1 protein-coding gene is annotated in these 558 nt (G+C 74.7%); it reads left to right on the top strand.

The genetic code is table 11. The annotated features are described in order from the left end of the window. Window positions 1-558: HAD-IC family P-type ATPase (locus C6558_RS39010; protein ID WP_146161010.1), on the top strand; the 558-nt coding region annotated here is incomplete at both ends.

The raw sequence follows: 558 nt of genomic DNA, 5'->3' as shown, positions 1-558 counted from the left end.
GACGCGGACGCCGGCCGCCGCGTGCTGCTGCTGGCCCGCACGGACGAGCCCCTGATCGGGGAGGCGCTGCCCTCCGGAGTCGTCCCGGTCGCCGTCGTGACGTTCCGCGAGAACGTGCGCTCGGACGCCGCCGAGACCCTCGACTACTTCCACGCGCAGGGCGTGCGGACCGTGGTGATCTCCGGGGACAGCCCGCGCACCGTGGCCGCCGTGGCCCGCGAGGTGGGCCTCGAGGTGGCGGGCCAGGCCTACGACGGGCGCACCCTGCCGGACGATCCCGGGGAGCTCGCCGCCGTGATGGCCGAGCACGACGTGTTCGGCCGCGTCAGCCCGGACCAGAAGAAGGCGATGGTGCAGGCGCTGCAGTCGAGCGGGCACGTGGTGGCCATGACCGGCGACGGCGTGAACGACGCCCTGGCCCTGAAGACCGCGGACCTGGGCATCGCCATGGGCAACGCGGCCCCGGCCACCAAGGCGGTGTCCCGGATGGTGCTGCTGGACGGGCGCTTCGACCGCCTGCCGCGCGTGCTCGGCGAGGGCCGCCAGGTGATCGCGAAC

The sequence above is a fragment of the Ensifer sp. NM-2 genome (assembly GCF_003024455.1).
GTDB classification, from domain to species: domain Bacteria; phylum Pseudomonadota; class Alphaproteobacteria; order Rhizobiales; family Rhizobiaceae; genus Ensifer; species Ensifer canadensis.
This window is presented reverse-complemented; position numbering and strand designations above follow the sequence as displayed.